Below are 465 nucleotides of genomic sequence, written 5' to 3' on the forward strand. Positions count from 1 at the left end.
GCGTACGGCCCCGCTTCCTGGCCCTGCTGGGCATGGATCACGGCGCGACAAAGGGGCGACTACCTGGCAGCATGTGTCCAGCCGGTTCACAATCTGGTGAAGGTTCCTTACGCTCATGGGCCATACTGATAATTCACCAGGCCATCATTTCCAGAGGAAGACGCCGTTTGCGTAGCGTGACAGTGTCGGACTCTTCAGGGCTGTGGGTAATCAGTTCCGGGGCAAGATAGTCGCAGAGGGTTACGCAGAGAATAGTAACTGGACACTGGATCGATCAACCGATCCTTAACTGAGCGGCATGACAGCTTTCTGATGGTTTTTTTTTGATAATCTTCACATTGTGCTTCTTTTCTGTTGGATAATCTTTGTACTTGATGGTGTACTAGGTATCCCATTATGCAGTTAAGTGAAGGTGATTAAAAATGCAATGTGAATTTAAAGGGGTCATATCAGCATTACCCACTC

At 48.8% G+C, this 465-nt stretch carries 1 pseudogene; it reads right to left on the bottom strand.

Features of this window, described 5'->3' with window-relative positions:
- Nucleotides 1-40 precede the first annotated feature (40 nt).
- Nucleotides 41-278 (bottom strand): annotated as a pseudogene (locus H3O04_RS35685) (transposase domain-containing protein); the annotation flags it as partial.
- Between the last annotated feature and the right edge of the window lie 187 nt (nucleotides 279-465).

Origin of the sequence: Burkholderia sp. KCJ3K979, assembly GCF_016759955.1 — a bacterium.
In the GTDB taxonomy this organism is placed as follows: domain Bacteria; phylum Pseudomonadota; class Gammaproteobacteria; order Burkholderiales; family Burkholderiaceae; genus Burkholderia; species Burkholderia orbicola.